Source organism: Thermoanaerobaculia bacterium (genome assembly GCA_035260525.1).
GTDB lineage: Bacteria > Acidobacteriota > Thermoanaerobaculia > UBA5066 > DATFVB01 > DATFVB01.
On the sequence record DATFVB010000208.1, the window covers coordinates 1 to 10104 of the forward strand.

Sequence of the window (10104 nt, forward strand, 5' to 3'; positions counted from 1 at the left end):
GGGGGTTGCGCGCGCGGGGCTTGCGGTTGCAGACCAGACGCGAGACGCGATTCGATGCCGGGAGCATCGGGCGCGGCTCGCAACGCCGTCTGCGGCCGCAATGTCCGCGCGCCCTCCGGGTTCCGGCGGCGCCGGGTCGCCTGCGGCGTTGCCGCGACTGGACGATGGCAACGCATCGCCGGCGTCGCGGCGTCTTGCCGGCGACCCGGCGGCGCTCGGAACGCAGCCCCCATGGCTCCCCGGCGGGGCTCCCAACGCGTCGCGGGAGCAGATGCCGTTAGCATCGGGCCCGCGACGCAACGCCGACATCGTTCGCCATGTGGGGGCGCCCGTTGGGTTCGGGCGGCGTGAGGCAAGCGGCGGCGCCGCGGCTCGGTCCCCGCGAAAGCGGGGATGGCAACGATACGCCCGTGCCGCGGCGACTTTCAGCTTACCCCGCGGCGCTCCGAACAAATGTCACGTTATTTCCGGTCCGGGGCACTAAGATCGTTGGGTGCGGTTCCTCCGCTCCCTCTGGGCCTGGGCGGCAATCGTCGTCGCCACGCTGGCCTTTGGAATTCCGTCGATCTTCGCCGCGTTCGTCCCGCCCCGGGGGGACTGGTACCTCCTTTTCGCGCGGGGGTGGGCGAAGACCGTGCTCGCGGCGACGGGAGTTCCGCTCCGCGTCGAGGGCGCCGGCCGCGCCGGGTCCGTCGACGGCTGCCTCTACCTCGCCAACCACGAGTCGATCTTCGACATCTTCGTCCTGCTCGCGGCACTGCCCGGCCGGGTCCGGTTCCTCGCGAAGAAGAGCCTTTTCTGGGTTCCCGTGCTCGGGTGGTCGATGGCCGCGGCGGGGTTCGTCCCGATCGACCGCGAGGACCGGCGGCGCGCGGGGGAGTCGCTCGACGTCGCCGCGCGGCGGATCCGCTCCGGAATGCGGGTGATCGTCTTCCCGGAGCAGACGCGCACCCGGACCGGGGAGATGCTCCCGTTCAAGAAGGGGGGCATTCTCCTCGCCCTGAAGACCGGCGCGCCGATCGTCCCGGTGGGGATCGCGGGGACGTTCCGGATCCAGCAGCGGGGCGGATTCTGGCTGGCGCCCGGACCCGTGGCGGTCGCGATCGGAGAGCCGATCCCGGTCGCCGGGAAGAGCGTCGCCGACCGGAACGAGCTCGTCGCCGAGACGCGGCGCGCGATCGAGTCGCTGCGCGAGCGGGCGCGCGCGATCGCCGCGGGCGCGTCTCCCGCCTGAGGAGGACGTCGCGCGGCGAAAGCCGCTATCATCGGCTTTTCGGCAGGAGGTCGCCGTGTCGTCAACCGTTCTCGACGAGAAACAGGTCCTGGACGCGCTCCGGACCGTCAAGTTCCCCGGCCTTTCGCGCGACATCGTCTCTTTCGGGTTCGTCAAGGACCTCGCCGTCGGCGGCGGCAACGTCTCGCTGCGGCTCGAGATCACGACGGAGTCCCCGGGAGTGGCCGAGGAGATCAAGCGCGACGCGACCGAGAAGCTGAGGTCCCTCCCCGGCGTGAACGCCGTGACGATCGCGCTCGACGCGCGGGCGCCCGGGACGGGGGCGCCGTCCGGGCGTCCGGCCCCGGTGCCGTCGGGAGAGATCCTGAAGGACGTGCGCTTCAAGGTCGCGGTCGCCTCCGGCAAGGGAGGCGTGGGCAAGTCGACCGTCACCGCGAACCTCGCGCTCGCGCTCACGCGGCTGGGCTACCGGGTCGGGCTCATGGACTCCGACATCTACGGCCCGTCGCAGCAGATGATGATGGGGATCACTGAGAAGCCGTACGTCAACGAGGAGGACAAGATCGTCCCGATCGAGCGCCACGGCGTGAAGGTCATCTCGCTCGGTTTCCTCATGGACGTCGACCAGCCCGTGATCTGGCGCGGGCCGATGGTGATGAAGGCCGTCGAGCAGTTCCTCCAGGACGTCGCGTGGGGAAAGCTCGACTTTCTCCTCGTCGATCTGCCGCCCGGCACCGGCGACGCCCAGCTGACCCTCACCCAGAAGATCCAGCTCTCCGGCGCGGTGATCGTCACGACTCCCCAGGAGGTCTCGCTCATCGACGCGCGCAAGGGGCTCGCGATGTTCCAGAAGGTGAACGTACCGCTCCTCGGGATCGTCGAGAACATGAGCTACTACGAGTGCTCCTCGTGCGGGCACCGGGAGGAGATCTTCAAGCACGGCGGCGGAAAGCGGACCGCCGAGACTCTCGGGGTCCCGTTCCTCGGAGAGATTCCAATCGACCCGAACATCGTCGCGGGAGGCGACTCCGGCACGCCGATCGTCATCGCGGAGCCGAAGTCGAAGGCGACGGCGGCGTACATGGCGCTCGCCGACGCGGTGGCCAAAACGCTCGGCGGCTGACGCCTCGGCATCGAAATGGTCGACCCCGGCGAGATCCAGTCGCGCCTGCTGCAGAGGCTGGCGGGAGGCCTTTCGCCGGCCGATCTCTCCGCCTGGGCGCGCGGCGTGATCGCGTTCGACACGGGAGAAGGTCCCTCGCTCTTCGACGCGGACGAGGAGATGCTGCGGCACGTCCTGAAACGATGCGCGATCGAGACGGAGCCGGGCTTCGAGATGTCCGGAGAGGACATCCGAACGCTGCTGCGGCGGGTCGCCTATTCGGATTCGGCCCGTTCCGCGCGCGGCCGTCGGGAGGGTCCGTTTCTCGTCGCTTTCCGGGCGCGGATGGCGCCCGCGAGCGCTTTCCCGATCGTGGGGAACTGCGGGCGCTGCGGCTCTCCCGTGCGGCTCGCCGACAAGACCCTCCCGAAGATTCTCCGGGCCGGCGGCGCCCTCGCCTGCCTCTGGTGTGCGAGAGCGCTCCCGGGGGCCGTCGTCGGCAAGCTCTGAGACCTTATCGCCGCCGCCGTCGGCCGCTCTTCCCGGGCTCTCCGGCGACGGGCTCCGGCGCTCCGGAATGCGTCTCGATCCGCAGCTGGTTGTGGACCTGGCGAACGCCGCCCACGCTTTCGGCCACGTCCTCGGCGGCGCGTTTCGTCCGGCGATCGTGGACGTCTCCTTCCAGGGTGACCTCGCCCCCGCGCACCTGGATGCGGACGTGGCTCGCGTCGATGTCGCCGCGCTCGGTCAAGCGGTCGCAGACGTCCTCCTCGATCCGCGCGTCCGATCGCGTGTAACCCGCCGGTCCCTTTCCCGCGAAGGGTCCCTGCCGCCACGAAGGTTCGTAGAAGCCGTATTCCGAAGGGCCGCCCGCCGACAGGCCGGAGCCGGGATTCAGGCCGCCGCTCGCCCCCTGCGCGTAATCGTGGGCGAAGCGTCCCTGCGACGACTCGCTGAACGGGCTCGTGTCGCCGAAGCGCGCCGACGCGTACCCGGGGCCCGGGCCGTACCGGTCGAATCGCCGGAACCCCCCGTCGTCGTCGCGTTCCTGTCCGCCGCGTCCGCGGAACGGCTCTCCCATCTGGCGTCCTTCGAAGTCGCGTTCCGGGCGGAGATACTCCCGGCGATCGCGCTCCCGGAGCCACCGCTCGTCGCCGGAGGGAAACCGCCCCTCCCGCCACGGCTCCGAGGCCGGATACTCGCTCTTCTCTCTGACGGCCGACCGCGGCTCGTCGACGAACCGGCCGTCCCCGCCGCGCTCCCGGGTCGTGGTGTCCTCTTCCCATCGCTCGCCGCGGCGGCCGCGGGCGTTCCGGAATTCTTCTTCTCTTCTTCGTTCCATCGCCGGACCTCCTGACCGAGTTGCGCCGCCAAGACCGCCGTCGATCTCCGGAAGCGCGCTGAAGACTCGGAAGAATTTCGAGCAAGAAATGAGCCACGGGCGCCGCGGTACGATCCTGCGCATGAAGACGATCTCGATCCTCCTCCTGGCGGGGCTCGCCGCCTCTCCCGCGCGGGCGGGACAGTCCGCGGCGGCCGTTTTCGACGCGAACGCCGCGTCGCGTTTCGCCCGGCTCGCGCTCGACTGCCTTCACCGGGAGTACCCGAACAAGATCGCCCACGTGATGAACGGCGACGCCGACGCCCGGCCGCCGCGCGAGCTCACGCCGGCCTTCTTCGGATGCTACGACTGGCACTCGTCGGTGCACGGGCACTGGCTCCTCGTCCGGCTGCTCCGGAACGTTCCGGACGCGGCGTGGGCGGCACAGGCGCGCGCCGCCGTCGGACGCAGCCTCACGCCCGCCAACCTCGCGGCCGAAGCGCGCTATCTCGAAGGTCCCGGGCGCTCGTCGTTCGAGCGTCCTTACGGGCTCGCGTGGCTGCTGCAGCTCTCGGCGGAGCTCCACTCGTGGGACGACCCGGATGCGCGGAAATGGTCGGCCTCGCTCGCGCCGCTGGAGAACGCGGCCGTCTCACGGCTCTCGAACTGGCTGCCGAAGCTCTCGCGCCCCGTCCGGATCGGCGAGCACGACCAGACCGCCTTCGCTCTCGGCCTCGTGCTCGATTGGGCGCGGGCGGTCCGCCGGGACGACGTCGAGAGGCTCGTCCTCGAGCGCTCCCGCGCGTATTACGCCGCCGACCGGGCGTGTCCCCTTTCGTACGAGCCGTCGGGACAGGACTTCCTGTCACCGTGCCTGGCCGAGGCGGACCTGATGCGGCGGGTGCTCTCGCCCGGAGCCTTCGGAACCTGGCTCTCCGACTTCCTCCCGCAGATCCCGCGCGGGGGAGACGGCGAGTGGCTTTCGCCCGTCGTCGTGACGGATCCGTCCGACCCGAAGCTCGCGCACCTCGACGGCCTGAACCTGTCGCGGGCGTGGATGCTCGACGGGATCGTTTCGGCGCTTTCGGCGTCCGATCCGAGGCGGGGGGCCCTCGAGAGCGCCCGGCGCCGGCACCGCGAGGCGGGGCTCGCCGCGGTCACCGGCGAACACTACGAAGGGGGCCACTGGCTGGGGAGCTTCGCCGTGTACCTCGTCACGCGGCGCGGAATCGCCGCGCCGTGAGTCAAGGGCCGGAGGCTCCGGCGACGTAGACCATCATCGCGGTGGTCAGCGCGACCAGGAGGACGGTCACGAGGCCGATCAGCCACCGGTCGGCGGACACGATGCCGCGCTCGATCGAGCGGTTCACGACGTGGTACCGCCACGCGGCGAGGACCGCGATCACCCCTCCGAACGCCATCATCGCCTCGCCGATCGGAAGGGACGTGTTCCACCGCGAGAACGTGAACCGCCGCGCGAGCTGGATTCCCAGCTCCCGGAGCCACAGCGAGAAGCGCGCGACGAGGAATCCGAGGCTGATCACGGCGATGCTCGTCCGCACCCATGCGAGGAACGTCCGCTCGTTCGAGAGGTACTCGACCGCCCGCTTCTCCGGGGGAGGGCCCGGGACTTTTTTCGATGCCGGCTCGGTCACGGCGGCGAAAAATGCAAGGGCGAAGCCATTTCTCCCGAATTCCGGGGTACGAGTCTTGCTGTTCCGGGTGAGAGTCCCGCGCCGGACGCGCGTGGCAGGAGGTCCGCGATGACGAAAGAAGACGAGAAGTGGGTGGACGCCTCCCGATTCCGCGCGGATCCGTCCGTGATGGACCACGACCCCGAGGACTCCGTTCGGGAAGGAATGAGCGACGAGGCCGCGGGCGTCGACGTGGCGGAAACCGAAGCATCGACGGGGAACGCCGAGAGCGCCTTCGTGGAGATCGCCTCGGGGGCCGCGACCGGGCTCGGAGTCGATCGGGGAGAATCGACCGGGACGGGCGGCCTCGCGGCCGGTGAAGATCTCGATCCGGTCGCGGCGGGCGACTACTGGCGGCAGAATTATCGGCGGCGGCCCTATTACCGCACCGGAAAGCCGTACGACTACTACGAGCCGGGATACCGATTCGGGTGGGAAACCGCGGCGGACCTCGAATTCCAGGACCGCAACTTCTCCGACGTCGAGAGCGAGCTCGCGCGCCGCTGGGAGGCGCGCCGCGCTCCGGACGGCCCCGCATGGGTGGATGCCGTCGGGCCCGCCCGCGACGCGTTCGAGCGGGAACGCCGCCGCCGATCCCGATAGCCGTCGGGCCGGATGTGCGCCCCCCTCGCCGGCTGGCGCGATTCTCGCATCGGACGAAAGACGGGTTGATGAGGGAGAGGCCGGTTGACGGAAGCGTCGGCCGGCCTCTCGGTTTGTCAGGTCGCCGCCGGCGCGTTTCTACTCTCGCCGAAATCGAGGACCCAGAACGGCGGCGCTTGCGGCCGCCGCGCCAGAGCGGCGCGGAGCTCCCGGGGCGGATCCTCCTCCCCGTCGTCGGCGAGCTCGAAAGTCCCGAAGTGGATCGCCATCGCCGCTCTCGCGCGGAGGTCTTCCGCTGCGCGGACGGCTTCCTCCGGAGAAACGTGCATCGGACGCATGAACCATCGCGGCTCGTACGCGCCGATCGGCAGAATCGCGAGGGCGATGTCCGGGAATCGGGCGCCGATCTCGGCGAAGTGCGGACCGTACCCGGAGTCCCCGGCGAAGTAGAAGGAGCCCGCCTCGCCCCGTACGACGAAACCGGTCCAGAGGGAGCGGTTCCTTCGAAGCCCGCGCCCCGAAAAATGCCTCGCCGGTACGGCCGTCACGCCGACGCGTCCGGGAGCCGCGGCTTCCCACCAGTCGAGCTCCGCCGCCCGCCGGACGCCGAGCGAGGCGAGCCGCCGCCCGTTTCCGAGACCCGTCGCGAAGAACGCGCCGGGGTGCTCCGCCGCGAGCCGACGCACCGTCGGATAGTCGAAGTGGTCGTAGTGATCGTGCGAGACGAGCACGAGGTCGAGCGGCGGGAGGTCGTCGAACCGGATTCCGGGCGGCCGGTGACGGCGCGGCCCGACGAACCGAACCGGCGACACGCGCTCCGACCAGACGGGGTCCGTCAGGACGTTCACGCCGCCTCCCTGGAGGAGAACGGTCGCGTGGTTGACGAACGTCGCGCGCCATCGGGCGCCCTCGATCCGCGCCGGAGGCCGCGGGCCCGGCGCGGCGTCGGTCCACCGGTTCCAGCGGCCGCGGCGGCGGTGGAGCATCCAATTCAGGAACCGAAGGAACGCCCTGGCGCCGGAAGCGTCCGGGTCCGCGTTCGAGTATCGCCGGCCGTCGAAGGGCGCTCCTGCCATCCGGCCCAGTATCCCATCGCGGCGCGGGGCCGGTTTCTTGCTACGCTGACCGGCAGTGAAACAGCTGATCGCGGCGTTCTTCTCGATCCCCGCCGGGTGGTGTGTGGCGGCCGTGTTCCTGTTCGCCGGCGCCGAAACCGCGCTCCTCGTCGGGTTCCTCGTTCCGGGAGAGGTGGCGGCGATCCTGGGAGGCGTCATCGCCTCGCGCGGCCGCGTCCCTCTCCTTCCGGTGATGGCGGCCGCGATCGGGGGAGCGTGGTGCGGCGATTCCGTCGGATACTTTCTCGGCCGCCGCGCCGACTTTTTCGAGCGGCGCCGCCGGAACAAGCAATGGAGCCGGGCGCGCGCGTTCCTGAAAAAAGGGGGGATCGCGGTCCTGCTCGGCCGGTTCACCCCTTTCCTGCGGACGATCGTGCCGGCGGCGGCGGGCGCGGCGAAGATGCCCTACCGCCGGTTCCTTCCGTGGAACCTGGCCGGCGGTCTGCTCTGGGGGGCGCTCTCGTCGCTCCTCGGCTACTGGGGCGGCCGGAACGCCGAAACGATCGTCCACCGCGCGGGGCTCGCCGGGCTCGGCCTGCTCGTCGTCGTCGGCGGAATCCTGTACCTGCTCTGGAAACGGTTTCGGAAGAGCACGCGCGGCCGGCGGCGCCTTCACGCCCGGCACTGAGGCACGCCGCGTGCACCTCCCGGTGCGAGGAGGACGCGATGGCCCGAAACGAGATCGAGGCGCGCCGGCGCCTGGGAGGAGAGTTCCACGGTCCGACCGGCGAAGAGACCATGAACGAGCGACGCCGGCACGAGAGCGCAACGGGGCGCGCGGGAGGAACCGGGCGCTTCGTCGCGGCAGACGCGGCGCCGGCGCCGAAGAAGCGTGTCTCGTCGCGGGGACTCGCGGCCGAGCGAGACGGAAAGCTCCCCGGTCTCGAGCGGCGTCCGACGCCGCGAACGAAGAAGCCCGCGCCGGGAAAGAAGAAGTAACCCTCGGTCAGGAGTTTCCGTCGCCCTGTTCTTTACCCGTCGGCAGCGTGCAGCGGTCGCGCGGCTGGTCGCGCATGCCGTCGCCGAAGATCTCGAGCGTCTGAACGTGGACGACGTAGTCCGCGGCGAGGTCATGGCGGAACACGCCGTTTCGCCCGCATCGAGGACACGATTCGACGACGCCGTCCTCGACGCCGCGGCCCGCCGGCATCCCGGTGAAGTCTTCCAGAGTAATCGTGGGACGCTCCATGCGGCACCTCCGGAACGCGGCGGTTGCAATTCGCGAGCCGGCGCGTTTCGAAACGTATCCCCATGGAACGAATGTTGCACTGCGTTCGCCCGGAGGTAATCAACGGATGGCCGAGACCATGACCCGAACGGCGGTCGATCAACTGAACTCTCTGCTTCGCGGCGAAATCTCGGCCGCGGAGACGTATCGGATCGCGATCGAAAAGGTCGAACCGGGGCGCGCGACCGAGCTCGCGAGCCTGCGCGAGATCTCCCGCGAGCACGGCGAGCACGCGCAGAAGCTCCGCGAGGAGATCCGGAGGCTCGGGGGCGAAGCCGACGATGCGTCCGGCGCGTGGGGAGCGTGGGCGAAAACCGTCCAGGGGGTCTCCTCCCTGTTCGGCGATGCCTCCGCGCTGAAGGCGCTGAAGGAGGGGGAGGAGCACGGGCTCAAGGACTACCAGGACGCCGTCGACGAGCTCGACGCGTCCTGCCGACAGCTGATCGTCGAGACGATGATCCCCGCGCAGCAGCGTCACATCGACATTCTCGACGCGATGATCGACCGGTCATGAGGAAAGGAGATCTCGTCGTCATGAAGACGCCGGCGAAGGACGACACCGTTCGGCAGCTCGCCCAGCTGCTCGCAGCCGAGGCCGCGACCGTGAGCATCTACCGCGACGCGAGCCGGAGCGTTTCCGACGGCGACCTGGCTCGACGGTTGACGGCGATCGCCGACCGGCACGCCGATCAGGCTGCCGAGCTCCGGCGGCAGATCGCGAGGCTTTCCGGAGGCTCCGGGCCGTCGGTCCCGGCCGCGGAATCGTGGTCGAAGCTCTCGGAGGTGACGGGCTCGTTCCTCACGGGACCCGCCGGATGGAAGAGCCTTCGCGAGCGCGAGCGCCTCGGCCTGAAGAGCTATCGCGAGGCGCTCGACCGAGTGGACCGTCCCGCCCGGGAGGTTTTCCTCGGCTCGCTGATCCCGGCGCAGTTCCGGAACGTCTGCGCCTGGAACGAACGTGTTCCCGGATCGTGAGGGTCCGGGCCGACAGAGACAGAGGAGGACGAAGACCATGAACGGAACGAGGATGGCCAGCCTGCTGGCCGCGGCGGCGGCGCTCACCGGCGGGATCGCGTTCGCGCAGGGACGAGCCGCCAGCTCGGCGCCTCCACCGCCGGACGCAACCAAGGCGATGGAAGGCGCGTCGACGGCGACCGAGAGCCGGATGTCGTCGATGTCGACCTCCACGGATCACGCGTTCGCGATGAAAGCCGCGCGCGGGGGGATGGCGGAAGTCGAGCTCGGGAAGATCGCGTCGGCGAACGGCTCGGACGAGTCCGTCAAGCAGTTCGGGCAACGGATGGTGGACGACCATTCGAAGGCAAACGACGAGCTCAAGGGAATCGCCTCGAGCAAGGGACTCGCCCTGCCCTCATCGGTCTCCGGCAAGGACAGGAAGACGGCGGAGCGGCTCCGAAAGATGAACGGCGCGAGCTTCGACAGGGCATACATGAAGGACATGGTCGCTGACCACGAGGCGGACGTGGCGGAGTTCGAGCGCGAAGCGAGATCGGGCAAGGACCCGGAGCTGAAGGCGTTCGCCGAGAAAACGCTTCCGACCCTGAAGGAGCACCTCCAGATGGCGAAGGACGCGGCGTCGAAGGTCGGCGCGACGCCGGCCTCCACCCGAAAGAGGGGCTCGACGCCCTCCTCCTAGCAGGTTGCTGAAAAAGGGTCCGTGGCGGGGTTGCGACCGCCGCGGGCTCGAATGGAAGACGCCGCGCCTCGGACGTGTCCGGCCGCATCGTCTAGGCGCGGCAACGAAGCAGTCGGGCCTGCGCCGCCGCAACCTTCTGGTGGCGCGAGT

Annotated in this window: 14 protein-coding genes; 10 read left to right on the forward strand and 4 right to left on the reverse strand. The window is 70.0% G+C overall.

The genetic code is table 11. The annotated features are described in order from the left end of the window. Positions 1-493 precede the first annotated feature (493 nt). Genes VKH46_10665 through VKH46_10675 form a run of 3 tightly spaced genes read left to right on the forward strand, consistent with a single transcriptional unit; the run spans position 494 to position 2846 of the window. On the forward strand, positions 494-1234 hold the full coding sequence (locus tag VKH46_10665) for a lysophospholipid acyltransferase family protein (GenBank protein HKB71295.1): 741 nt from the start codon (positions 494-496) through the stop codon (positions 1232-1234). A 55-nt stretch (positions 1235-1289) separates the two neighbouring features. Further along, positions 1290-2357: an Mrp/NBP35 family ATP-binding protein gene (locus tag VKH46_10670; protein HKB71296.1), complete on the forward strand. Its 1068-nt coding sequence runs from the start codon at positions 1290-1292 to the stop codon at positions 2355-2357. Between the two features lie 15 nt (positions 2358-2372). Next, the gene (locus tag VKH46_10675) at positions 2373-2846 is read left to right on the forward strand and encodes a hypothetical protein (protein HKB71297.1); all 474 of its coding nucleotides are present in this window, start codon (positions 2373-2375) and stop codon (positions 2844-2846) included. Between the two features lie 4 nt (positions 2847-2850). Here VKH46_10675 and VKH46_10680 read toward each other — a convergent pair whose 3' ends face one another. Beyond that, positions 2851-3678, reverse strand: a complete 828-nt coding sequence (locus VKH46_10680; protein ID HKB71298.1) for a BON domain-containing protein — start codon at positions 3676-3678, stop codon at positions 2851-2853. Positions 3679-3799: 121 nt separating this feature from the next. On the opposite strand from VKH46_10680, the gene VKH46_10685 reads away from it, so the two are divergent. Next, positions 3800-4900, forward strand: a complete 1101-nt coding sequence (locus VKH46_10685) for a DUF2891 domain-containing protein (GenBank protein ID HKB71299.1) — start codon at positions 3800-3802, stop codon at positions 4898-4900. Position 4901: 1 nt separating this feature from the next. Here the strand turns inward: VKH46_10685 and VKH46_10690 are convergent, their stop codons facing one another. Then, complete coding sequence (locus tag VKH46_10690) at positions 4902-5312, reverse strand: DUF202 domain-containing protein (GenBank protein HKB71300.1); 411 nt, start codon at positions 5310-5312, stop codon at positions 4902-4904. Between the two features lie 108 nt (positions 5313-5420). Between VKH46_10690 and VKH46_10695 the strand changes: the two genes are divergently transcribed. Beyond that, positions 5421-5954 carry a hypothetical protein gene (locus VKH46_10695; GenBank protein HKB71301.1) on the forward strand — a complete coding sequence of 178 codons (534 nt, stop codon included), beginning with the start codon at positions 5421-5423 and terminating at the stop codon, positions 5952-5954. Positions 5955-6070: 116 nt separating this feature from the next. Here the strand turns inward: VKH46_10695 and VKH46_10700 are convergent, their stop codons facing one another. Then, positions 6071-7030, reverse strand: a complete 960-nt coding sequence (locus VKH46_10700; GenBank protein HKB71302.1) for an MBL fold metallo-hydrolase — start codon at positions 7028-7030, stop codon at positions 6071-6073. A gap of 55 nt (positions 7031-7085) precedes the next feature. Here VKH46_10700 and VKH46_10705 point away from each other — a divergent pair, with 55 nt between their 5' ends. Both VKH46_10705 and VKH46_10710 read left to right on the forward strand, forming a co-directional pair. Further along, complete coding sequence (locus VKH46_10705; GenBank protein ID HKB71303.1) at positions 7086-7697, forward strand: DedA family protein; 612 nt, start codon at positions 7086-7088, stop codon at positions 7695-7697. 38 nt (positions 7698-7735) lie between these two features. Next, entirely contained in the window at positions 7736-8008 is a 273-nt protein-coding gene (locus VKH46_10710) for a hypothetical protein (protein HKB71304.1), read from the forward strand. Between the two features lie 7 nt (positions 8009-8015). Here VKH46_10710 and VKH46_10715 read toward each other — a convergent pair whose 3' ends face one another. Beyond that, a complete protein-coding gene (locus VKH46_10715) occupies positions 8016-8258 on the reverse strand; it encodes a hypothetical protein (GenBank protein HKB71305.1) in 243 nt (80 codons plus the stop codon). Positions 8259-8364: 106 nt separating this feature from the next. On the opposite strand from VKH46_10715, the gene VKH46_10720 reads away from it, so the two are divergent. The 3 genes from VKH46_10720 to VKH46_10730 are packed head-to-tail and all read left to right on the forward strand — an operon-like array spanning position 8365 to position 9954. Next, a complete protein-coding gene (locus VKH46_10720; protein ID HKB71306.1) occupies positions 8365-8811 on the forward strand; it encodes a DUF2383 domain-containing protein in 447 nt (148 codons plus the stop codon). Next, on the forward strand, positions 8808-9272 hold the full coding sequence (locus VKH46_10725; GenBank protein ID HKB71307.1) for a hypothetical protein: 465 nt from the start codon (positions 8808-8810) through the stop codon (positions 9270-9272). Before VKH46_10720 ends, VKH46_10725 begins: the two co-directional genes overlap by 4 nt. 37 nt (positions 9273-9309) lie before the next feature. Further along, positions 9310-9954, forward strand: coding sequence for a DUF4142 domain-containing protein (locus VKH46_10730; protein ID HKB71308.1), 645 nt, complete (start codon positions 9310-9312; stop codon positions 9952-9954). Positions 9955-10104: the final 150 nt, after the last annotated feature.